This is a genomic window from Chryseobacterium sp. KBW03, assembly GCF_003852415.1.
Classification (GTDB): Bacteria; Bacteroidota; Bacteroidia; order Flavobacteriales; family Weeksellaceae; genus Chryseobacterium; species Chryseobacterium viscerum.
The window spans coordinates 110224-132494 of record NZ_QAJO01000003.1; the positions used below are offsets into that span (position 1 = coordinate 110224).

20 protein-coding genes are annotated in these 22271 nt (G+C 35.8%); 12 read left to right on the forward strand and 8 right to left on the reverse strand.

What is annotated here, in order from left to right; translation table 11 throughout:
- Positions 1-111: 111 nt before the first annotated feature.
- From DBR39_RS04410 to DBR39_RS04425, 4 genes are all read right to left on the reverse strand, one after another.
- Positions 112-459, reverse strand: a complete 348-nt coding sequence (locus DBR39_RS04410; protein ID WP_124531021.1) for a DoxX family protein — start codon at positions 457-459, stop codon at positions 112-114.
- Between the two features lie 179 nt (positions 460-638).
- Positions 639-1052 (reverse strand): hypothetical protein, encoded by a 414-nt coding sequence (locus DBR39_RS04415; RefSeq protein ID WP_124531022.1) that lies wholly within the window; start codon positions 1050-1052, stop codon positions 639-641.
- A gap of 198 nt (positions 1053-1250) precedes the next feature.
- The gene (locus DBR39_RS04420; protein ID WP_124531023.1) at positions 1251-2453 is read right to left on the reverse strand and encodes an MFS transporter; all 1203 of its coding nucleotides are present in this window, start codon (positions 2451-2453) and stop codon (positions 1251-1253) included.
- A 114-nt stretch (positions 2454-2567) separates the two neighbouring features.
- A complete protein-coding gene (locus tag DBR39_RS04425; RefSeq protein WP_124531024.1) occupies positions 2568-3524 on the reverse strand; it encodes a helix-turn-helix domain-containing protein in 957 nt (318 codons plus the stop codon).
- Between the two features lie 271 nt (positions 3525-3795).
- Here DBR39_RS04425 and DBR39_RS04430 point away from each other — a divergent pair, with 271 nt between their 5' ends.
- Positions 3796-4641 (forward strand): hypothetical protein, encoded by an 846-nt coding sequence (locus tag DBR39_RS04430; RefSeq protein WP_124531025.1) that lies wholly within the window; start codon positions 3796-3798, stop codon positions 4639-4641.
- Between the two features lie 153 nt (positions 4642-4794).
- Here the strand turns inward: DBR39_RS04430 and DBR39_RS04435 are convergent, their stop codons facing one another.
- The 3 genes from DBR39_RS04435 to DBR39_RS04445 all read right to left on the reverse strand — a co-directional run bounded on the left by DBR39_RS04435 (position 4795) and on the right by DBR39_RS04445 (position 9785).
- Positions 4795-5406, reverse strand: coding sequence for a response regulator (locus DBR39_RS04435; RefSeq protein WP_124531026.1), 612 nt, complete (start codon positions 5404-5406; stop codon positions 4795-4797).
- Between the two features lie 5 nt (positions 5407-5411).
- Positions 5412-8402: a sensor histidine kinase gene (locus tag DBR39_RS04440; RefSeq protein ID WP_124531027.1), complete on the reverse strand. Its 2991-nt coding sequence runs from the start codon at positions 8400-8402 to the stop codon at positions 5412-5414.
- Between the two features lie 735 nt (positions 8403-9137).
- Positions 9138-9785 (reverse strand): DUF1349 domain-containing protein, encoded by a 648-nt coding sequence (locus DBR39_RS04445; protein WP_124531028.1) that lies wholly within the window; start codon positions 9783-9785, stop codon positions 9138-9140.
- Positions 9786-9874: 89 nt separating this feature from the next.
- Here DBR39_RS04445 and DBR39_RS04450 point away from each other — a divergent pair, with 89 nt between their 5' ends.
- The 9 genes from DBR39_RS04450 (at position 9875) to DBR39_RS04490 (ending at position 18753) form a co-directional block, all read left to right on the forward strand.
- Entirely contained in the window at positions 9875-10612 is a 738-nt protein-coding gene (locus DBR39_RS04450) for a response regulator transcription factor (protein WP_124531029.1), read from the forward strand.
- A 95-nt stretch (positions 10613-10707) separates the two neighbouring features.
- The gene (locus DBR39_RS04455; protein WP_124531030.1) at positions 10708-11061 is read left to right on the forward strand and encodes a helix-turn-helix domain-containing protein; all 354 of its coding nucleotides are present in this window, start codon (positions 10708-10710) and stop codon (positions 11059-11061) included.
- A gap of 427 nt (positions 11062-11488) precedes the next feature.
- Complete coding sequence (locus DBR39_RS04460) at positions 11489-12745, forward strand: aminotransferase class I/II-fold pyridoxal phosphate-dependent enzyme (protein WP_103231504.1); 1257 nt, start codon at positions 11489-11491, stop codon at positions 12743-12745.
- A 6-nt stretch (positions 12746-12751) separates the two neighbouring features.
- Complete coding sequence (locus tag DBR39_RS04465) at positions 12752-13378, forward strand: TetR/AcrR family transcriptional regulator (RefSeq protein WP_124531031.1); 627 nt, start codon at positions 12752-12754, stop codon at positions 13376-13378.
- Positions 13379-13475: 97 nt separating this feature from the next.
- Positions 13476-14561, forward strand: a complete 1086-nt coding sequence (gene dnaX / locus DBR39_RS04470) for a DNA polymerase III subunit gamma/tau (protein WP_124531032.1) — start codon at positions 13476-13478, stop codon at positions 14559-14561.
- Between the two features lie 38 nt (positions 14562-14599).
- A complete protein-coding gene (locus DBR39_RS24445; RefSeq protein ID WP_228447764.1) occupies positions 14600-15175 on the forward strand; it encodes a hypothetical protein in 576 nt (191 codons plus the stop codon).
- A 399-nt stretch (positions 15176-15574) separates the two neighbouring features.
- Entirely contained in the window at positions 15575-16657 is a 1083-nt protein-coding gene (locus DBR39_RS04480; RefSeq protein WP_124531033.1) for a chorismate mutase, read from the forward strand.
- Positions 16658-16820: 163 nt separating this feature from the next.
- Complete coding sequence (gene rsgA, locus DBR39_RS04485) at positions 16821-17747, forward strand: ribosome small subunit-dependent GTPase A (protein ID WP_109738243.1); 927 nt, start codon at positions 16821-16823, stop codon at positions 17745-17747.
- Positions 17748-18336: 589 nt separating this feature from the next.
- Positions 18337-18753: a nucleoside-diphosphate kinase gene (locus tag DBR39_RS04490; protein WP_034687444.1), complete on the forward strand. Its 417-nt coding sequence runs from the start codon at positions 18337-18339 to the stop codon at positions 18751-18753.
- An 80-nt stretch (positions 18754-18833) separates the two neighbouring features.
- On the opposite strand, the gene DBR39_RS04495 is transcribed toward DBR39_RS04490, so the two are convergent.
- On the reverse strand, positions 18834-20681 hold the full coding sequence (locus DBR39_RS04495) for an alpha-L-fucosidase (RefSeq protein WP_124531034.1): 1848 nt from the start codon (positions 20679-20681) through the stop codon (positions 18834-18836).
- Positions 20682-20943: 262 nt separating this feature from the next.
- Here DBR39_RS04495 and DBR39_RS04500 point away from each other — a divergent pair, with 262 nt between their 5' ends.
- Positions 20944-21165 carry a hypothetical protein gene (locus tag DBR39_RS04500; RefSeq protein ID WP_124531035.1) on the forward strand — a complete coding sequence of 74 codons (222 nt, stop codon included), beginning with the start codon at positions 20944-20946 and terminating at the stop codon, positions 21163-21165.
- A gap of 3 nt (positions 21166-21168) precedes the next feature.
- Positions 21169-22269, forward strand: coding sequence for a DUF692 family multinuclear iron-containing protein (locus tag DBR39_RS04505; protein ID WP_124531036.1), 1101 nt, complete (start codon positions 21169-21171; stop codon positions 22267-22269).
- Positions 22270-22271: the final 2 nt, after the last annotated feature.

Below are 22271 nucleotides of genomic sequence, written 5' to 3' on the forward strand. Positions count from 1 at the left end.
GGGTTGTTTTTTTTGAAGATTGGTATTTCTCTTTGCTCGTATTTTGTCCAAAGGCTATGGAGGAGAAGCTTATTAGAAATAGGGTTATCAGCTTATAGGCTCTCATCCGTTTTAGCTTTTAAGAGGATGTTGAAGATAGACGATCAGAAGATTCAAACAAAGAAAAGGAAGCTCTATCATGGCGCCTTTCAGATCTTTGTTCAAAAGCTGGAAGCAGATGATCAATAGGATACCGGCTGCCATCAGAAAGTTTCCCCAGACAAATGTTTTCGGAAATAAAATCATGACAGAAGCTAGCACAGTGAATGCTCCATTGATGATAAGCCCAGTTTTGTCAAACCCCCATTTTCCGAACATTTCTGTCATCTCGGGTTTACCTGAAATCATAGCGATTCCTTGTTTGAAGCCCATAAAGACTGCAAATAGAATCAGGGCAGAATTGATAATCTTTAGAATCATTGATGTGTTTTTTATATTATTAATACAAATATCAACGAAATTAATGAGGTATCAATGGTGAATTTTTCGGAAATTAATGTTGAATGAGGACAAAATCATACATTCTGTTTGTTGTATTCGAAAAGAAGACCACAATCTATGGAATAAATTGTGGTCTTCTTTCACTAAGAATTATTTAACTACGACTCTGTTTTCAAATAGCCATAATGCAAAGCTGTTTCTTTTCCGAATAAGCTTGAGAAAATATTCTGAAACTCATGGATGTATCTGCATTTTATGGCGTTGCCGTATATTTTCAGACCTTCCAGTATTTTTCTGGAACTCAGGTCTATATCATATTTTATAAAAGCTTCCGGTCTTTCATACCGTATACTCTGATCCGAACTGTAAGTTCTTGAAAATCCTAACTTTTCAAGCCATTCTTCGGTTATTTTAATAGGCTTTATAGATGCTGCCGGGACTGAAATACTTTGAATGTCATTTTCAATTTTAACAAAATAAGCCTGTTCAACATTGTGGAAGATCTCAGTGATTGTATAAATTTCGTTTTTGTACTCAACTAAGTTCTTGATTTTTAAATCTGCTACATTCATAATATTTTGAGTTTTTAGGGTGATGATAAAGTCTCAGATAAACATCAAATAGTATGCCCTGCATCATATTGTTAAGCCTTGTTTTAGTGAAGATTAGGTTAAATTTTTGCTATAAAAAATTAATAATATGTTAAAATAGCACACCCATAAGGGAATAATAGCATTTTGAGAAAAAACAGATGTGGTACGTGTGTGGTACTAGTTTTTTGTTCTTTCTTTGGGAACTGCGTTCGCAGTGGTCAATAGAAGTGCTGCAATCACCGATATAATAAGTATACCTATGAAGATGTTCCAGGAATAAGCATGAAGAAGATACCCGGTGCCACTTCCCAGAATGCTTGAACCAAAATAATAGAACAGCCAGTAAATAGAAGTGGCTGAAGATTTTCCACGTTTGGCATATAATGCAGTCATCTGACTGGCCATTGTGTGAGCCGCAAAAAATGAAAGGGTAAAAAGCCCAAGTCCGAAAATAAGAATATAGATGTTTTCTGATAATAATAACGAAGCTCCGGTAAGCATAAACAAAATAGAACCTTTCAGAATATCATTCATAGCAAATCTTTTGGAAAGGCGGCCTGCAATCATAGTTCCGAAAACTCCAAAAATATACATCAGGAAGATAAAGGCAATGATAAAATGACTTAATGAAAAAGGCTTTGCCTCCAGCCTGAATGTAAGATAATTGTATACACTCACAAAAGCTCCCATCAGCAAAGCTGCTGTGCAGTATAGACGAAGCATATAAGGATTTGTCAGGAAAAACTTCATCTGCTTTACCTTAAGATGATAATCTGTTTTCTGTGGATTGAAAAACCTCGATTCCGGAAATAGTTTCCAGAATACAATACCCAGAATAAAGCTTTCTATCCCGATAAGAAGCACAGCATTTCGCCATCCGAATTCTCCTGCTATAAGAGTTGCGAGTATTCTTCCGCTCATTCCACCAATTGTATTGCCGCTGAGATACATGCTGATTGCCGCAGGTACCGCCAATGCATTCACTTCTTCCGTAAGATAGGCAAGAGCAACTGCAGAAACACCAGAAACAACAAAGCCTTTCAACACTCCGATGGCAATTAACAGGCTTAAGCTTGGGATCCAGGTAGAAATAATGGTAAGCAGGGCAGACGAAATCAACGAAAAGACCATCAGGCTTTTTCTGGAATAACTGTCGGCTTTAAAAGCAAAAAACAGTAATCCTAAAGCCATTCCTATTGTAGATGATGACACGAGTAGGGAAGTATCACCTACAGACACCCCAAATTGTTCTGCAGCCATTGGCAGCATCGGCTGGAAAAGATAAAGCTGGGCAAAAACAGAAAGTCCTGAAAAGAAAATACAAAGTTTAATGTATTGGAAACGTTGGCTTCCCTGATTGGTTTTTTCAGATGAATTCATGATTTTTTGCAATTAAAATGCAGAAGTTTAACAGAAAATTAAGTGCTGTAAATTTCCTGATTATTTTCCGAATTAAAAAATCATTATCTCAATGATATTGATTGGTGAAACAAATCAGTGTATGTGTAAACTGCTGATATATTCGGAAGGAGTGATGTTTTCCATCTGCTTGAATACCCTGTTGAAGGTAGACTGGTTTGAAAATCCGGCTTCCGTATAAATATACATAAGGGTTACCTTCTCAAGATCATTTTCATTAAGCAGTTTTTTTACACACTCAATTCTGTACATATTCAGGTAATTATTGAAATTGGGGTATCCCTTTACCCGGATTGATTTTGAAATATAGCTGCTGTTGATATTCATTTCTGTAGAAAGCTTTGAAATATTAAAATTAACGTCTTTATACAGTTGTTTTTGCCTCATTACAAGTTCAATTTTCTCAAATAGTTCGTCTGCAAAAGGTGCTTTTTCTATCACAGGCGCTGGCTGGGGTTCTATACTCAGGGTCTTCTTTTCAATTTCGCGGTAGATTTCAACTCTTTTTATTTTATCCTTAAAATAGAGCAGAAGGGCTATCACAGCTACATTGGAAATCATAAGGATGGTATCGGTAACCCTCACATCTTCAGGTCTGTGTATTGGGAATTTAAAACTGAATGTTTTTGAAATAAAATATCCCGCAATAATATTCAGTAATACAAACATACTGTAGATAAAAACGTATTTCCTCTGAAAGAAAACATAGGCTGCCAGCGGAATCGGAATAAGCCACACAAAGCTTGCAATAGAATTATTCCAGAAAGCAAGCATGATGTAAAAATTATAAAGTGTTGCCGTAATAATGTAGGAATGTACCATGACATTGACTGAATACGTTTTACGCACAATCATGTAAGTATAGACCAGTAAAAAAAGTCCGCCAAAAAGATACCAGGCCATTATTTTATCCGGGATGATAAAAGTAAATATCAAACCAAATATGGCAAGAATAACAGACATCAGAATGTTGTAATAATAGACCAGCTGTCTTTTATATTGTTCAATTTGTTTGTCTTGGGTGGTAGTCATTTGTGGTAATCGGTAATTTTAAATCATTCCAATCTATTTAATAACAGTCAGATATCAGAAAATGACTGTTTTATATTATTGATTGTTAGGTGGTTGTGTCTTTTTGAGCCGTTTTCGGTTTTTCATTGGTTATTCATAAAGTTGATTGATCAATGCGGATAACTTTGCACCAGCTAGCTCAATAAAGGCTGATTGATGATTTGTCAATTGACCCACATGATTTATTCTCCTTTTAAATAAATCAAATAATTTTTTAAACAAATATACTAAAATGAAGAAAATAAAATTAACTCTCGCCAGCATAATGATGTGTTTTTCAATAGCTGCATATTCCCAGGTAGGTATCAATACGGATTCCCCTAAAGTAACATTACATGTAGAAGGAAAACCGGATGTGGCTACCGTGCCGGATGGTGTGATGGCTCCCAGAATGACAGGAGATCAGCTGAAATCTAAAGATGACGTTTATTTAGCTGCACAGACCGGAGCATTGGTCTATGTAACTCAGGCGGTGACTGCACCTTCTGTGAAAACGGCAAAAGTAGATAAATCCGGATATTATATGTTCAATGGAACGACCTGGAAATTTGCATTTGGAGGAAAAGATGATGACATTACTATTGGAGATCTAATTTACTATCATGGAAGCATACCTGCGGGTACTTCAGGAGCTAATACGTTGGCCAGTACCTATCTTTCTGATCTTCCTGTTTTGGGAGGGTTCTTAAGGCTTGATGCGCAATTTAGCAACAGCTCGGCAGGAACAGGGGCTGCTACAACTTTTAATCCAAGGCTTTATAATGCGGGGAATTCAGATGTGAAAATCTGGGTTTCAGAAATGTCTACCCATACCGGTGATTCCGATAACGGGAATATCAAGTTATCACCAGGAGCCTACAGACAGTTTGATGATGGTGTTTACCTTACCCAAACGAATAATGAGACGGTAACATTTGATATTACAATACAGGAGCCGGAGCCAAGATGGTACAGAGTGTATTATGCATTCCGTGTAGACAATAAATCTACAGCAGGGAGCAGCGATGCCACGACAACAGATTCCAATACTTCTGATAACACAAGAGAGCTGTTTCTTTCTGTACAAAGGTTATACTAAAGGGTTGCTTTTTCGTAAAGCTGTTTGATGATTCTAAAAATACAATGACTACATAAAAAAAATCAACGAAATCAATAGATGGGTTATTCAAAATCTAATGAGATTTGTGTTTTTTCTGGGGCAGGAACAGTATGAAATTCCTGCCCCGTTTTTTTAATGCATCATTTCGTATACCTTGATCAGTTCTGCAATATTGTTGACATCAAGCTTTTGAAAGATTCTTTTTTTGTAAGTGCTTACTGTAGACATCTGGATATTCAGCCTGTTGGCAATTTCCAGGTTTCCGTTTCCGTCAGCAAGGAGTTTAAAAATTTCATATTCTCTCGAAGATAACTTTTCTACAGGATTGTTTCTTTTGTTTTGAATAATAAGGCCGATGAGTTCAGCAGGGTAGAAATATCCTTTTTCGATGACCGCTTTCACGGCATTCTTAATTTCTTCTTCACTGCTTTGTTTGTTCAGGTAGCCTTCAGCCCCTTCTCTGATATATTGAATGGCAACATCTTTGTCATACCCTGAAAATATGAGAATCTTGAGGTCATTTTGTATGTTTTTAAGCTCAGGAACCATTTTTTTATACTGTGTTCCAGGCATATCAATATCTAAAATAAGAAGATCATAACGTTGGTCGCCCAGCTTTTTTTTAACCTGTTCATAGTTTTCTGCAAAATCTATTTTTAGTCTCGGATAAGCAGTTTCAAGAACCAGAGAAGTCCCTGCCCTTACTACATAGTGATCATCAGCGATTAAAATACTTTCATTCATAGAGATTAGTTTTTATTGAGCGTTATCTCCACAATAGTTCCTGTGGGTTGGTTTTTCCCGAAATTGATCTCAGCATTGATCTTTTTCACCAGATGGATAACCATGTGCAGACCAAGCCCTTTTCCTTTGAAACTTGGGGTTTCCAGCTTAGGGTTTCTGAACAGGTTCATATAAGTAGCAATCTGCTCTTCAGACATTCCTGTTCCGGTATCAGCAATGGTTATTGTGGATTGTTGTTGTTTTTCTGTCATATTCAGGGTGATCGTTCCCTCAAATGTATTTTTCACGGCATTATCAAGGATATTGTGTATAATGGCGGTTAAAATACTTTCATTCACTTTAGAATAAATCTGATGATCAGCAAGATGGGTGATGGTAGTTCCTTTTTCCTTTGCAATTTCACAGAATAATCTGCTTTTGATCTCCAGGATTCTGTTCATAGGATATTCCTTTTCTTCAAAAATATTTTCAGCCTTATACAGCTCAGTATATTCTTTTAAGTTGAGCGTAAACTGATACAGCTGCTCTGAAGACTTATAGATACTGTCAAAATACTTCTTCTGAAGTTCCACATCATCAGACTCATGAAGCTTTTGGGAAAGCATCGCAATGAACCTGATAGGAGTGGTAATGTCGTGGCTGATAGTCTCCACCAGCTTTTTCTGATATTCTGTTTCTTTTTGCAGGTTGCTTTTTACTACTTCAAGGTGAAGAGAAGTCTCTTTCAGTTCAGAGTTTTTATTATGAACAATCTGTTTTAAGGCTTTGTTTTTTATTCTTAAAAAATTGGTTGTCAGCTGAACAATGATGATGATAATGATCAGGATGATGATAGAAGCTGACACTCTGAACAGTAATGTCTGATAAAAAAGAGGCTGAATTTTGAAATGGATTGACCTTTCTTCATACTTCCCATCAGGAGATACCAATATTCTTACACTAAGCGTATATTCACCCGGAGAAAGATTACTGATGGTGTATTTTAATTCCTTTCCGGTTGCGATCTTTTCCCAGGCAGAGTTTTCCTTTCCTGATATCCTGGCTTCGATATAAAGATTTTCCAGATTGGAAAAATAAGGAATGTCAATAAAAACTTCAGCGGTTTTATAATCATTCTTTAAATCAAGAATTTGATGAAAATACTGAGGTTCAGAATTTCCGATTTTCACTCTTTCAATATAGATTTTTTTCCTGTCCGGATAATACGTCCGAATGCTGTCCGGATTGAAAAATACAAAACCGTCCATTGATGGGAATACAAAATCTCCACTCTCAAGAGCATGGGCATTGGGCTCCGAACTGCCATTGAATTCATTGGTCAGAAAACCATCTTTCTTGGTGAAGCGGTAATAGAAAACCGGAGTTTTTCTGTCTTCCGCATATTGAAGCAACTGTTTTTTAAGAACTTTAAATAATCCGTTGTTCGAAGAAATCCAATAATATCCTTTTCGATCTTCAAGAATATAATGTGCCGACTGGAGGTAATCGTTCCTGTCGTTCGGCATCTTGGTAAGTTTGCGGTTTTTGAAAAGATAGAACCCGTTTTTATTCGTAGTGATCCAGATTAGATTATCTTTTGTCCTGATGATGCTTTTTACATAGATATTTTTAAGTAAAGGGGTTATTGTATTGCTTTCCAGCAGTACCGAATACAGCCCATCACTGTTACCTGTCAGAATTTCATTTTCATTATACTGATGAAAAACATTGACAGAACTTTTAAAATGATAAGTGAAGTCCGATTTTGTAAACTGGTCTTTTTTGTAAAGATTAAGCTGGGTACCGGAAGGGCCAGTACATGTGGTCCCATAAAGATTCCCGCTTTTCATAAAACTTTCAAGCCCTTTATTGATAAAAGTAGAATCCTTCTTTTTATACCCTGAATTTTTATAAACCCTGATAATGCTGTTCCTCTTTCTGATCAGAATATTTCCGGAATTGTCATACATCATAAGGTAGTTTTCATTACTGCCAAACAGGTGTTTTTTGACAATGCCGTTTTTTCCGAACTCTGTTCCGTCTTCAGCGATGATTGTGCTTTTGCTGAATGGAAGAGAAGCGTAATACACGTTATTGGAAAAATCGGCTTCTTTCTTCGAAACATAAAAATGAGAAAGGTTTAGCACATTCAGTCCGTTATTGAGCGTTCCCAAATAAAGTTTGTGGAATTCTTTACCATAAAACATAGAATAGTAGGAATGATTTCCTATTTCTTCAAATTTTACAAGAAATTTCAAACGAAGTTCATTTTCGCTGCCTTCTACAATATAAATGTTATCATGATTGATAATAAAAGTCTGATTGGTAATCTGCTGCCAATAGATTTTAGTGTCCGGATGATTAAAAAGAGTAGGCTTTTCAGAAACAGAAAGGTGCCCTTTATAGAGGGAATAGGTTTTTCTTCTTTTCAGATCATTGATAAAAAGAGTATCATTCAATACGAAAGCATAGTTCAGATCCTTATTGGTAAAAGGAATGACTATTTTGATTTTCTTTTTCCCTTCCTTATAGATGATGGTGTTCTTTTCTGTAAAATGATAAACCGAATTTTTAAGTTGAATAAAATACTGGACATCGTTATAGAAGTTTGAGGATATGATATTATTGGCAATTCTATGTACAAATCCGGTACCGTTGGAAAATGCCATTTTATCACTGCTGGTAAGATTAGAAAGCTTCGGAAACCTTTTTTTTATGATGATCTTATTTTCCTGAGAATTATTGAGAACCGTAATGCTGTCCAGAAGCGGGTCACCAATAAACTCTCCGAAACGCAGATTATTTACCCTGAAATTATTAAAAGTAATAAAGGAGCTCCCGTCATACCGCACAAGTCCGTTTTCTGTAGAGATCCAGATAAAACCATACTTATCTTTAACAATGGCCTTTGCACTACTTTGAGGAAGCCCATTGTCTATATTGTACCAGGTGGAAGTATGGTGCTGACCATAAATGTTTAAATATATGCAAGCAAAAACAAATGCCCAAATTCTCATATATGTGCAAAACTGATCTATGTCTGCTGCTAATGCAAGAGACGGTTAATATTAGTATTTGTACAAGTCGAAGTTTTTTTAATGGGTAGGAACGATTGAAAATAAATTTTTATCATTGAAGTTTTCTGGTCTTTTGTGTTTTATTTTTTTTGATCGTGTAAAAATAGTGAAATTATGGAGATAAATCAGTATGCCACGATCTGTTTTATATAAGTTTTATCCGGGTTTACCGATAGTATAGCATATGAGATTTTACATATTTCAAAAATAAGTGATAAATTCATGTGAGATTCCTTTTGAAACATTTTCTATTAATCTCAATGCTGTACTGTGATTGTGATTTCTTTTAGGATTTTATAAATGGAAAATATTGATGCTTCTATATTTTTTTTAAAATTTATTGATTAACGGTTTAAGTTTTATTTAATTGCTTTTTGTAGTAAAAGTTTGACAAAAATCTGAGGTTAATTCTACATGATATCTTTGCTAAAGCTTATGGATATTCATATTTTTGCAAAAATATTCTCGGAACAATTAAAGAAACTCATCGTTTAAATAATGATTCTAAGAACACAAACGGTTTTATCTCAAAAAATAAAAGAGACTGTCTCCATCTAAAGCAGTCTCTTTTTTGTTTTTTTATTCTCAAAATTTCATTTTAAGCTATAAAAAAACCTCCCGGAAATGATGGGAGGTTAAATTAAACTGATTGTATATTGAAGTGTAATTCAATCGTTATTGATGAGTTTTGAGCCACTCTAGTCTGCGTTGATCCGGTAAATGTTTTACTGTAAAGTTCTCAAAAACAGCATTAAATCCGTTTCCGTCGGGGCAGGCTGCCATTAATCCAACCATTACAGGGGTGTTGTCCTGCAAAGGTGCATTTCGCATTAGGATATAGCTCTTGTCATCAAAAGAATAAAATATTTCCACAGCATCCAGTCTTCTTACGGCTTTTATCCATACTGCAGGTGGCGTTTTTTCTAATGTAATGACACTCCAGTCACTTTTGTTGTGAGTGACAACAGTGCTGAGGTTATATTTACCGTCTACAAACTCCACTCCGGCTTTGATATAATGCTCTTTGTCTGTTCTCAGCATAAGACCCATCTGATCAAATCTTGCTTTGTAGCTGCCGGTTATTTTTACTTTTGCTTCAAATTCACCTCCGTAAGTAGTGTAATAGAATGGGGCGTCATCCACGGTAAATCCATAATGTGAAATCCTCCAGTAATCACTCTGTGGAGTTACAAACATCGACAGGCTATTGTTTTTGATTTCCCATTTTTCAGGTTCATTAAACCAGGTCATTTTCTCCAGAGTCTGGGCAGAAAACTTTTGAATCAGGAACAAGGCACAAAAGCCTAAAATCAATTTCTTCATTCTCTTTTGGATAAGTTCTAAGGGTAAATTATTATTTTAGCAAAAGTATTATTAAACCCACATTGTGTCAATACTGATAAATAACCATTATGGAAATCCGGGAACAACTCAGTCATAAATTATTGAACAACACTTCCAAAAAATGCATGCTTGATATTGACGTCTATAAGCAGAGAGCTCATGCATATTCCGAAATGGAAGGTGCTGTATGTGTATTAAGTGATGTGCAGGCAAATAAAAGTTATATCTATAAATCTGCAGCAGCATTAGAGCTTGGCTTAAGCATGGGTGAAAATCCCACAGAAATAGATACAATCTGGGAAGAAGAAATGCTGAAAAAGATCCATCCCGACGACCAGCTGAAGAAATATATCCATGAACTCCGTTTTTTCAAATTACTGGATGCTATGGAAATGGAACAGCGTGCAGAGTATAGTGTGGTGTCAAAGATCAGGATGAAAGATAAAAATGAGGAGTACCGATGGGTAAAACACCGAATGTTTTATGTGTATTCACCCTATAATAGCAGGCTGAGACTGGCTCTCTGCCTTTATAATATTTCCCTGGCCACGTCCACAGTCCCTGATTTTATGATTATTAATACAGTAAAGGGAGAAGTTGTAGTAAAAGATAAGCTTGATTATAAAAATATTCTGAGCCCAAGGGAGCTGGAAGTTTTAAAATTTGTAGGAGAGGGATATGCCAGTAAAGAAATTGCAGACCGGCTTTCCATAAGTATCAATACAGTGAGCAGACACCGTCAGAATATCCTGGAAAAACTGAAAGTGAAAAACTCTACCCAGGCCTTCAAAGATAGTTTCTATTAGACATTCAGCTTGAATATCCGAAAAGTTCACCATCTTTTTTTGTATCTTATAATTAAATTTATACCTTGAATACAAATTAGCAAGAACAACACAAGATGAAAAGAAGCGAAGAGATTACCCGTCAGTATTTTGCCTTTTTGGAGAAACACATTCAGGATGTTATTTCAGGGTCGGTTTCCGAATTTATGGAACTGAATAAAATTGCCAGAGAACTTGCTGTTTCTCACACACATCTTACGGATACAATTAAAAAAGAAGCAGGAAAGCATCCCTGTTTTTTTTATGACGAAAAAATTATTGAACACGCAAAACAGATGCTTATTATTTCCGATAAATCCATAGCCGAAATTGCCCGTATTTTCACTTACGATCCATCCAACTTTTCAAAATTTTTCAGAAAAATGACCGGTCTTACTCCTGGAGAATTCAGAAAATCCAATACATTCTAAACTGACTGTTTTATTTCTTTAAAATTGCTGTAGCAGGGTATTTATGATGATTTCTGTCTCGGGGTAGGGATTTAATTATACTGGAATTTCAGCATCAGAAGTGGGTTTAGTGAATTATAATGTTAAAATTGCCGGAAAATAATCTTTTATAAATGAGGTGGTTGTAAAAAAATAACCGTCTTTTTTTATTATTTATCTATTAATATTTCTTTATTGTTTACTTTTTTTATTAAATTTAGGTAAGAAAAAACTAATTAATTCAATAGAAGAAAATGTTAAAAGATCCAGATGTATAAAATTAGTTTGGTTTCCAGAGAGTAAGAATAAATTATTGTGTCTTTAATAATATTTAATCTTAATTGGGGAGCTTAAGCCCTTTAAATAGTTATATATTTGTTTTTTTAAACCACAACAAACAAGATTAAGGATGAGCATCAATTTCACAACAGCAACTATTAAAGACTTTGAGAATATACCAGATAATAATATGGCTCAAAGGGCTGAAATATTTTATGAATATTTAGACTATGTAAAGTCTAATGGTCATATGAACTACAGACTGAAGAATACTTCAGGAACTAATGCAATACTGAATGTAAATATTGCAAACCAAAACAGAGAATTTGTTAGTTTTGTATCAAGTGATTATTTGGGATTTACACAGCACCCAAAAGTAAAACAAGCTGCAATTGAAGGGATAGAGAAATATGGTACCGGTACAGGAGCTACTCCTCTTATCGGTGGTTATTTTGATTATCACAATGCTTTAGAAAAGAAAATTTCAAGTTTTTTTAAACGAACAGAAGACGAAGCCGTAGTATTTACTACCGGTTATACAGCTAATAGTGCGAGCTTACAATGCTTAATGCAGAAAGAAGATCTCGCTATTTTAGACATGGCGGTGCATGCCAGTGTACACGAAGGATGTGCTTTTACCAATAAAAAAACATTTCCGCACAATAATTTGGAATCTTTGGAACACATTTTGAAGGTATCTGAAAATCTGTACCGTACGAAACTCGTTATTGTGGATGGAGTGTATTCCCAGGATGGTGATACCTCTCATATTAATGAGATCTATAATCTTGTGAAAAAGTACAATGCTTTTCTGATGGTAGACGACGTACACGGTGTCGGCATCCTTGGAGAAACCGGAAGAGGTACTTTGGAACAAGCTGGATTATTGGATAAAGTGGATATCATCACCGGAACATTCAGTAAAACGTTTGGTAACCTTGGGGGATATGTTATAGCCGACAAAAAACTGGCAGCATTCATGAGATTCCATTCCCGCCAGCAGATCTTCTCAGCTACAGCCCCACCATCATCCGCAGGAATCGTTAAAGCCATTGATTTAATAGATGAAGAACCCATCTGGAGAGAAAAGCTCTGGAACAATATCAACTATTTCAAAAAAGGACTTGATGATTTAGGATTGGATACCGGAGTTACCTGTTCCGCAATTATACCCGTAAAAATTGGAGATCCCTATGTAACAGGAGAAGCCGGAAAACTACTAATAGAAAAAGGAATCTATACGAATCCGATTCTTTACCCGGCTGTACCAAGAAAAGATGCGCGTATAAGGATGAGTGTAACGGCAAGACACGAAAAAGAACATCTGGACAAAACGCTTAACGCGTTTGACGATATTAATAAAAAATTGCATATTGCAAAAAAATAATAAATTATGCCTAGAAAAGTAGTGCAGGGCCCCATTAGGGACAAAGAAAAAACAAAACAAAAACTGCTTGCTGCAGTTGGTAAAATTTTAAGAGTAAAAGGATACTCCGGATTAAAAGTAAGTAAGATTGCCGCAGTGGCAGGATTTGATAAAAAATTGATCTATGAGTACTTTGGAAGTACTGATAAGCTGATTGACGAATATATCAAATCTCAGGATTACTGGAGTCAGGTAAATCAGGATGTAAATATTGATTTTTCTGACGGAGGACAAGAGCTTACCAAAATGGTTGTTCTGAACCAATTTGAGAATCTGAAGAAAAATAAAGAACTTCAGAAGATTATTCTTTGGGAACTTTCAGAAAGCAAACCTATCCTTAGAAAACTAGTAGACCAACGTGATGAAGTAGGAGAAGTGCTGTTTGGAAATATATCAGACCCTTTCTTCGGAGAAGGAGCAACAAGACACAGAGCAATTATGGCCCTAATTGTTTCAGGAGCTTACTATCTCAACCTTTATACAGCTTATAACGCAAGTAAATTCTGCGGTATAGATCTGAAAACAGAGGACGGAAGAAAAGAAATAGAAAAAGCTATTGTTGAATTGATTGGATTTGCATACGATAAGAAATAATCATTAAAAGTTTTCCGATTTGAGCAGAAATACATTTTTGTTGATATTTGAAAACTTTTAATTTTCAAATTAAAACTATATTTCTTATTTTTGACCAATGGAAAATTTTATAGTATCTGCAAGAAAATATCGTCCTCAGGAGTTTGATACTGTTGTGGGACAATCCCATATTACGGATACTTTAGAACATGCAATTGAAGAAAGTCAGCTCGCTCAGGCATTACTTTTTTGTGGTCCTCGTGGTGTGGGTAAAACTACTTGTGCCAGAATTCTTGCAAGAAAGATCAATGAGAAAGATGGCTCGGTTTCAGAAGACGGCTTTGCCTATAATATCTATGAGCTGGATGCTGCATCCAATAACTCTGTAGATGATATCAGGGAACTGATAGATCAGGTAAGATTTGCCCCTCAGGTTGGTAAATACAAAGTATATATCATTGATGAGGTTCATATGCTGTCTTCTGCCGCTTTCAACGCTTTCCTTAAAACGCTTGAAGAGCCGCCTGCTCATGCTATTTTCATTTTGGCAACCACGGAGAAACATAAAATTATTCCAACAATTTTATCCCGCTGTCAGATCTATGACTTCAAGAGAATTGTCATTGAAGATATCCAGAACCATCTGAGAACGATTGCCCAAAAAGAAAGTATCCAGTATGAAGACGATGCATTGTACCTGATTGCTCAAAAAGCTGATGGCGCATTAAGAGATGCACTTTCTATCTTCGACAGGCTCTCTACATTCTCCCAAAAAAATATTACGCTGGCTAAAGCTGCCGAAGTCTTAAATATTCTGGATTATGACCAATATCTGAATATTGTAGACCTCGCCAAGGAAAACAAAATTCCTGAAGTGCTTTCTGCGTTCAATGAGATTGTAAAAAAAGGATTTGATTCTCATATTTTCATTGCCGGACTAGGAAATCATTTCAGAGACCTGATGATGGCACAGAATACTTCTACTATTGATCTCATCGAAGTAGGAGAGAAGACAAAATCCAAATTTATAGAACAGGGACAGAAGTGGGCCGCCCAGCAGCTGATTGATGGTATTGAGATCTGCAATCATGCGGATATTAATTATAAGAACTCCAAAAACCCAAGACTTACGGTTGAAATTGCATTAATGCAGCTGGCTTCACTGACAGCTAATTTAGGTGATACTAAAAAAAAAAGTTCCTGATTCTAGCTCCGTTTCTTAGTGAGAAGCAGGAGGTGAAGATGCCGGAAAAAGCTCCGGAGAAAAAAGAAGTTAAAGCAGAACAACAGTCTGCAGCTCCTGAAAAAATAGAGGAAACTTCTGTAACGAAAACAACCAAGCCATTATCAAGACCGGGAATCTCTTCCGGATTCAGCATCAATTCCTTTTTGAATAAAGAAGATAAAGTGGAAACAGCAGAAAATGTTGTTGTGAAAACTGAAAATCTTCCTCAGCACCATTTTACAGATACAGATCTGCAGATGGAATGGAAAATTATGCTTAAACATCTCCAGGTAAAAAATAACATTGTATTCAATGCTGTAAAAACCTTCAAACTGGTAAAATCTGAAGAAAATAAAATCAGAGTTTTATTCCCCTCAGATTCTGCTAAAGTAGAATTTGATAAAATAAGCGGAGAATTTTTTAATCATTTTAAAAGAAAAATTCAGAACCATGCTATCGAGGTAGAATACGTCAGAGACGTTGAAAACCTGAAGATTGAGGTGGTTACCAAGAGAAAAATGTTTGAAAAATTTATAGAAAAAAATCCACTTTTGAAAGATCTTGATGATTTAATGAAGTTTGATTTGACATAATTTTTATATATTTGTAGAATATTTCTGTTGAAAATACGTTTTCAACAAGAACAAATTGCAACCAGAAACGCTAAAACAAAGACATTTCCAGAATAAAATGGAAAAATTGACTAACACATATCAGTCTTTTTTTGCACCCGCTAATTACTTTTTTAGCGGTTATTTTAGTTTTTCTGCTTCTTATTATAGAAATTTCAGAACCTATTACCGATTTTATTGGTATTGTTAACTGAATTTCTTTCCAAAAAATACAGGAGAAGTAGAGCCCTATTATTTTCCTGATTCCTTTAAACAATTTTTGAACGGCATTTTTTGAAAAGAATTATAAATTAATTTTATAATCCAAAGGGCTATTGCTGTCAACTAAAAAAATTATACAAAAACAATAAAATTTAGAATATGAATTTAAATGATTTAAAAAACGAGTGGATCGATGGGCTTACACAGCCTTTAATGATTGCAGGACCATGTAGCGCGGAAAGTGAAACTCAAATGCTTGAAACTGCGAGGAGAATTAAAGAATCCAATGCAAATGTATCGGTTTTCCGTGCAGGAATCTGGAAACCACGTACCAAACCAAATGGCTTCGAAGGAGTAGGAGTGATCGGTTTGAACTGGCTAAAAAAAGTAAAAGAAGAGTACGGTTTTAAAACAGCAACTGAAGTTGCGAATGCACACCACGTTTTTGCAGCTTTAGAAGCAGATGTGGATGTTCTTTGGATCGGAGCGCGTTCTACAGTGAATCCGTTTACAGTACAGGAAATCGCAATGGCTTTAAGAGGAACTAATAAGCCGGTATTCGTGAAAAACCCTGTTAATCCGGATCTTGCTTTATGGATCGGAGCACTGGAAAGACTTTTAGGACAGGATATTAAAAACCTGGGTGTAATCCACAGAGGATTTTCAACTTACCAGAAAACAAAATACAGAAACAATCCAAACTGGCAGATTGCCCTTGACTTCAAGAGCCAGTTTCCAAATATTCCAATGCTGATCGACCCGTCGCACATCTGCGGAAACAGAACAGGTCTTGCTGACATTACGCAGGAAGCGCTTAACGTAGGATACCAGGGTGCTATTATTGAGTCGCACTGCAATCCTGATGAAGCTTGGAGTGATGCTTCACAGCAGATTACTCCGGAGGTTCTTGCAGATCTTATTGGTAACCTGAAAGTAAGAAGTACTAATCTTGCAGGTTTTGAAGGTGAAATGGGAAGACACAGAACTTTGATTTCAGATCTTGACTTCCAGTTAATTGAACTTCTTTCTCAAAGGATGAAAATTTCTGAAAAGATCGGTAAGCTTAAAAAGGAAAACGATATTGCGATCTTCCAGCCGGAACGTTGGAAAGTAATTACAGAATACGCTACACAAAAAGCGAAAGAAACCGGAATGTCTCAGGAATTTATTGAAAAAGTCTTCAAAGCGATTCACGAGGAGTCTATTGAAGTTCAGAATAATATTATGATCGATAAGAGATAAATTGCAGATAACAGGTAAGAGAGACTGAAAACTTTTACCAGATTTCCGGCAAAAAATATTGATTAGGGCTTAGACATCAGGACTTAGGGAATTGAAACATGTGTTTTTAACCTATTTCCTGAATTCTAAGCCCTAATTCCTTATATTTGCACCAGCATTATCTATGAAAGGAAAAATCATTAAATCTACAGGGAGTTGGTACCAGGTTTTGGAATTGGAAACAAATAAAATTTTCGAGGCCAGAATCAGGGGAAAATTCAAATTAATAAAAACCAGACTTACCAATCCACTTGCTGTAGGAGATTTTGTTGAGTTTCAACTGGAACAGGATGATATCGCCTGGATCACAAAAATTGAACCCCGTTTCAATTATCTGATCAGAAAATCCGTAAACCTTTCGAAAGAAGCCCATATCATTGCTTCTAATATTGATACGGCATGCTTTATCTTTACCCTTAAGCATCCTGAAACATCATTAGGTTTCCTGGACAGGTTTCTGGCATGCTGTGAAGCTTATAATATTACACCGCTGATTCTTTTTAATAAGATTGACGTTTTACACGAAGAAGAAATTGAAATCGTAAAAGACATCGAATTTGTGTACCAGGAAATTGGCTATGACACATTGGAGATCTCATCATATTCCAGATTGAATCTGGATCAGCTTCAGGACATCCTTAAAGATAAAACTTCAGTATTCTTCGGGCATTCCGGTTGCGGAAAATCTACTTTGGTGAATGCTTTACAGCCAGGATTAAATTTAAAAACATCTGAAATTTCAGACACCCATCTGAAAGGAAAACATACCACTACTTTTGCTCAGATGCATTTCTGGGATTTTGGCGGGAATGTTATTGATACACCCGGCGTTCGTGAATTTGCCATGATCGATATTGAAAAAGAAGAAGTACAGCATTACTTTCCTGAAATTTTTAAAAAGAGAGAAGAGTGCAAATTCCACAACTGTCTTCACATTAACGAACCCAAATGTGCCGTTCTTGACGCGCTGGAAACAGGCGAAATTCAAGATACGCGATATTCTACCTATATTAAATTGATGGACGAAGCAGAAGAAGCTTCCCAAAAATAATCAGAAACAGCATTTTATCATACCTAATGCAGATTAATTCGGATAATCTGTACATATTTCAGTGCTTTTATGCCAGAATAATATTTTCAATAATATATTTTTATAAGAATCATATTAACTTTTCTGTTTGGTTATCTGTTTTTATGGCTTATTTTTTTAATTTTTTAATGAAAAAAAATTCTTTTTTAAAATAACTCTACTTTTTGGCATAGCTATTTTGGCAGATAACTCCACTTTTGTCACATTTTAAATTTTCTTTACAATGATATTTGGGAAATTTCAATTATTTGATTAATTGCTATAGAAACAATAATGTTGTTAAAAACAACCCCATTTCGCTTTTAAAATTATGGAATTAATAAAAAAGAATGGTGTTTTTTGAGAAATAAAAAACCCAGCCGAAGCTGGGTAAAAACTAATAACCATGAAAACTCAAATTAAACATGAGAATCGGAATAGAATGAACAATTACTGTGCCAAAGTTTGGTTCACAATTTCTTAATAAAAGTTATTTTTATGTTAAAAAAAAATTAAAATAAAAATCAAAGATATTTTTTGTAATTTTGCGCCATTAAAAAAATATACATTTATGTCTAACATTACATTCACTATGATTAAGCCTGATGCAGTTGCTGACGGACATATCGGTGCTATATTGGGTAAGATTGCTGAAGGAGGTTTTAAGATCAAAGCTTTAAAATTAACTCAGCTTACAGTTGCTGATGCGAAAAAATTCTATGAAGTACACGCTGAAAGACCATTTTATGGTGAATTGGTAGAATTCATGAGTTCTGGACCTATCGTAGCTGCAGTTTTAGAAAAAGACAATGCAGTTGAAGATTTCAGAACATTAATTGGTGCTACTAATCCTGCAGAAGCAGCAGAAGGTACAATCAGAAAAATGTTTGCAAGAAGCATCGGAGAAAATGCTGTTCACGGTTCAGATTCTGACGAGAATGCATTGATCGAAGCTCAATTCCATTTTTCAGGAAGAGAGATTTTCTAAGAAAATCATCTTACAAAATAAAAAGTCCGGAGAAACTTCTCCGGATTTTGTTTTTTAATAAGGGTAGGTGTCAAACGATATTAAAGATTGTTTTCGATAGCTCCCACATTTTCTCTGTAAAGTTCAAGAGGCTTATTCAGCAAAACAGCAATAACGGTCATCTGCTTATCAAGTCTTTCTTTGGGAATGTCAATATAAATAATTCCCGGTCTGTCACTCCAGTAAAGTTTATTGTAAATCGTATGGGGAAGCATAGTGCCTTCACCCACAATCCTTATTCTGGAAATGTCATTTTTTATTCCTTTTAGGGCAATAGGACCTGTAGGTGTTCCTTCCACAAAAAGATAAAGAGTCTGTTTGTCTTTTGATAAAGCACTCATCCCGGAGTAATGTCCATCCGGTAATCCTTTTTCAGTTTCAAAAAAAGCTTCTGCATGTTTACCGATCCAATTGATGGTTTCAGGGTTGGCAGGGGGTGTTTTTCCGAGCTTCATATCAAGTCCGTCACTGGTCAATCCAGAGTTATTCAATAGATTGATACCATCATGCAATGAATTGGCCAGGTCATAAGCCGCTAATAATGTATTTTTATTTTGGAGTACTGCAGTGAGGGAAAGCTCTTCTTTCTTAAAATCTTTAAGAAAAACAGGGGGAGTATCAAAAGTGAGTTCTGCCACAGTGACATCCTGATCAAATTTTACATTAGAGAAGTTCAATGTCAGCGTTTTTTCAGCGCTGTAATCCATTTTGATAACGGCTGAAGGATCTCCTATAATTTTTGCTGAAAGAGGTTGGGCTGCCAATCCATAGATCTTTGTAAGCTTTTTGGCTTCTTCCAGATAGAGGAATAAAGTCTTTTGTGATGTGGATAAGGCAGATTTTCCTTTATAGTTTTCAAAGGGAATTCCACGGGTTGTTTCATAAATGGCATGTTGGTTCTTAGAAGTCCAGCGGCCGAGATTTTTTAGAATTTCAATTTGCTCTTCCGGAATCGTGCCATCTGATTTCGGACCGATGTCAAGCAGCAGATTTCCTCCCATGCTGATCACATCTGCCAGGGTTCTGACAATCATATTGGGTGTTTTGTATGCTTTATCATAGGGCTGATATCCCCACGAATCATTCATGGTGTAACAAAGTTCCCAGTATGGATTTTGTGGCGGAATGACAGGAACTCCCTGCTCAGGAGTATCATAATCGCCATGATGATTAAGCCTGGAATTGATAATGATGTCTGAATTGTGTTTCTTCAGAAGATCAAGGGTCTGAGCAGCTTTCCATTCCTCAGAAGTATGTTCCCAATCCCCATCGAACCAAAGAAGATCCGGTGAATATTGAGAAGACAGCTCATTAAGCTGGCTTTGGTAATAGCTGATAAAACCCTGCCAGCGTTTAGGATCATTTTTTATTTCGTAACGCTTTTTTGTCCGGGTATTGATATCATAGTACGGATGGCTCCAATCCGGCAATGAAAAATAAAGTCCGGTTTTTAATCCTGATTTTTTCAGCGCGGCAACAAAAGGACTCAGAACATCCTTTTTTGCCAGAGAATTTTGAGGAATGGTGATCGCCTTTTCAGCTTTAGAGTTCCATAATGAAACCCCATCGTGATGTTTAGTCGTAATGACAGCATATTTTGCTCCGGATTCTTTAATAAGATTTACCCATTGTTCAGGCTGATATTTTGAAGCTGAAAAACCGTTCAGCTGCTTCAAATAATTCTCGTGATTGATATAATTGTTGAAGAATGACCAGGATTCGGAGATTCCGTTGACGGAATAGATTCCCCAGTGAATAAAAATACCCAGCTTGGCATTTTTAAACCATTCCATTTTTTTGCTGTTGTCAGCTGTTTGAACCTGGGCATCGATACTGTATGCTGACAGTGTCAATCCAAGGAAAATAGCTTTAATCAGACTGCTTTTCATAGGTAGATTTATTTTAACACTAAATATAAATAAAGAATATATTACAGCATATAATACTTTCTTATTATTTACCAATAAATGTTATGAGATCGTTTCTTTTATTATTGTATATTTCTTTCAAGCTATTTTTGAAAGAAAAGGCTGTAAACAATACGAAGAAAAGGGGAAATAAATATTAGATCTGAATAAAGGGTTTCAATACATATAATATGTATAATATTGGAACGTTTATTGTAAATTCTATCTGAAAAAATAAACAATTATGAAAATTCCAACATTATTAATGGCAAGCTTACTGGCTGTAGGGGTTTCTGCACAAACTACAAAACCCGCCAATAAAGAGAAAAAGCCTGCAAAAAAGATTAAGAAAACAGCCATTACTGAAACACCAGGAAAGCCTAAACCAGGCAAATCTGCAGTGATTGTAAAAAAAGACAGTGTAATTCCTCGTGGTCATGGATGCCCGGCTTGTGGAATGGGATAAAAGATGAGAAAGCCACTGTTGGGAGTATCCATGATGGCAGAAGCAGACTTTGTTTCTGCTATTTTGCCGTTGTTGCAGAATAACTCCATTGAGATATTGGAATGGTCTTTTGATACCCTTTATTATACTCATGAGCCGGACTGGCTTTGTAATCTGCTGAACTTTTATGCCGAAAATGACCGTTTGATAGGACATGGTGTTTACTATTCTCTGTTAGACGCAAGATGGACAGCAAGACAGGAGAAATGGCTGGAAAAATTAAAAGAAGAAGTCCAACAGCGGAAGTATAATCATATCACGGAACATTTTGGTTTCATGAATACTGACAATTTTCATCAGGGAGTCCCATTGCCGGTATCTTTACATCCTAAAACCTTGCAGATAGGAAAAGACCGATTGTATAGACTTCAGGAAGCTGTTGATATTCCTGTCGGTATAGAAAATCTAGCCTTTTCATTCTCTGTGGATGATGTTAAAGAACAGGGGGTATTTCTTGATAAACTGACAGAAGACAGCAATGGTTTCTTGATTCTGGATCTTCATAATATATATTGCCAATCCTGTAATTTCGGAGTAGAAATGCAGGAAATAATCAATTTGTATCCTTTGGACAAAGTAAAGGAAATTCACCTTTCAGGAGGGAGCTGGCAGGAGAGTGTGTATGGGAAAATGCCGGTGAGGAGAGATACTCATGATGATGTTATTCCGGAAGATATTTTTTCTGTTTTACCTGCTGTACTGACGCAATGTCAGAACCTCGAATATGTTATTATTGAAAGGCTTGGGCATACCCTCAAAACGGAAGAGGAAAGAAGTAATTTCTTATATGATTTTAATAAGGTTAAAACAATTATTGAAGCTTCAGACTGGAAGAATAGAAGAGAGAATAGCTGGACTAAAAAGGAGATACAGCTTACTACAGAAAAACCTGTTGAAGATCTGGTTTTGTATGAAGAGCAATCGAGGCTTACCAGGCTTCTTTTTGATAATGTGGGAGTGGCAGTCATTAAAGATCAGGACTTTCATTATTTTAAAACAGAAAACTGGGATCCCGAAATGATTTTGACCGCCCAGAATATCATTAAAAAATGGAATCCTTATTAAAA

What these genes read in the sequence shown, in the direction of transcription:
- DBR39_RS04410 (WP_124531021.1), bottom strand. Translation starts at nt 459, where the DNA reads ATGATTCTAAAGATTATCAATTCTGCCCTGATTCTATTTGCAGTCTTT.
- DBR39_RS04415 (WP_124531022.1), bottom strand. Translation starts at nt 1,052, where the DNA reads ATGAATGTAGCAGATTTAAAAATCAAGAACTTAGTTGAGTACAAAAAC.
- DBR39_RS04420 (WP_124531023.1), bottom strand. Translation starts at nt 2,453, where the DNA reads ATGAATTCATCTGAAAAAACCAATCAGGGAAGCCAACGTTTCCAATAC.
- DBR39_RS04425 (WP_124531024.1), bottom strand. Translation starts at nt 3,524, where the DNA reads ATGACTACCACCCAAGACAAACAAATTGAACAATATAAAAGACAGCTG.
- DBR39_RS04430 (WP_124531025.1), top strand. Translation starts at nt 3,796, where the DNA reads ATGAAGAAAATAAAATTAACTCTCGCCAGCATAATGATGTGTTTTTCA.
- DBR39_RS04435 (WP_124531026.1), bottom strand. Translation starts at nt 5,406, where the DNA reads ATGAATGAAAGTATTTTAATCGCTGATGATCACTATGTAGTAAGGGCA.
- DBR39_RS04440 (WP_124531027.1), bottom strand. Translation starts at nt 8,402, where the DNA reads ATGAGAATTTGGGCATTTGTTTTTGCTTGCATATATTTAAACATTTAT.
- DBR39_RS04445 (WP_124531028.1), bottom strand. Translation starts at nt 9,785, where the DNA reads ATGAAGAAATTGATTTTAGGCTTTTGTGCCTTGTTCCTGATTCAAAAG.
- DBR39_RS04450 (WP_124531029.1), top strand. Translation starts at nt 9,875, where the DNA reads ATGGAAATCCGGGAACAACTCAGTCATAAATTATTGAACAACACTTCC.
- DBR39_RS04455 (WP_124531030.1), top strand. Translation starts at nt 10,708, where the DNA reads ATGAAAAGAAGCGAAGAGATTACCCGTCAGTATTTTGCCTTTTTGGAG.
- DBR39_RS04460 (WP_103231504.1), top strand. Translation starts at nt 11,489, where the DNA reads ATGAGCATCAATTTCACAACAGCAACTATTAAAGACTTTGAGAATATA.
- DBR39_RS04465 (WP_124531031.1), top strand. Translation starts at nt 12,752, where the DNA reads ATGCCTAGAAAAGTAGTGCAGGGCCCCATTAGGGACAAAGAAAAAACA.
- dnaX (WP_124531032.1), top strand. Translation starts at nt 13,476, where the DNA reads ATGGAAAATTTTATAGTATCTGCAAGAAAATATCGTCCTCAGGAGTTT.
- DBR39_RS24445 (WP_228447764.1), top strand. Translation starts at nt 14,600, where the DNA reads ATGCCGGAAAAAGCTCCGGAGAAAAAAGAAGTTAAAGCAGAACAACAG.
- DBR39_RS04480 (WP_124531033.1), top strand. Translation starts at nt 15,575, where the DNA reads ATGAATTTAAATGATTTAAAAAACGAGTGGATCGATGGGCTTACACAG.
- rsgA (WP_109738243.1), top strand. Translation starts at nt 16,821, where the DNA reads ATGAAAGGAAAAATCATTAAATCTACAGGGAGTTGGTACCAGGTTTTG.
- DBR39_RS04490 (WP_034687444.1), top strand. Translation starts at nt 18,337, where the DNA reads ATGTCTAACATTACATTCACTATGATTAAGCCTGATGCAGTTGCTGAC.
- DBR39_RS04495 (WP_124531034.1), bottom strand. Translation starts at nt 20,681, where the DNA reads ATGAAAAGCAGTCTGATTAAAGCTATTTTCCTTGGATTGACACTGTCA.
- DBR39_RS04500 (WP_124531035.1), top strand. Translation starts at nt 20,944, where the DNA reads ATGAAAATTCCAACATTATTAATGGCAAGCTTACTGGCTGTAGGGGTT.
- DBR39_RS04505 (WP_124531036.1), top strand. Translation starts at nt 21,169, where the DNA reads ATGAGAAAGCCACTGTTGGGAGTATCCATGATGGCAGAAGCAGACTTT.